The organism is Cohnella baijiui (genome assembly GCF_020731285.1).
Lineage (GTDB): Bacteria > Bacillota > Bacilli > Paenibacillales > Paenibacillaceae > Cohnella.
On record NZ_JAJFOW010000555.1, the window covers coordinates 1 to 207 of the forward strand.

Annotated in this window: 1 protein-coding gene; it reads left to right on the plus strand. The window is 58.9% G+C overall.

The features are described 5' to 3' along the window. Positions 1–207, plus strand: a 207-nt coding sequence (locus LKX83_RS33765) for an aconitase family protein (RefSeq protein WP_227887699.1), incomplete at both ends; no start/stop codon positions are given.

The window sequence follows — 207 nt, forward strand, 5'->3', positions numbered from 1 at the left end:
GCCTGAGGGCACCACGGCTACCGACCTGGTGCTGACGATTACCGATATGCTGCGTCAGCATGGGGTGGTCGGCAAGTTTGTGGAGTTCTACGGCCCCGGCGTCAGCGCTGTGCCGTTGGCCAACCGTGCCACTATTGGCAATATGAGCCCTGAATACGGCTCCACCATCTCCATGTTCCCCATCGACGAGGAAACCCTGCGTTATAT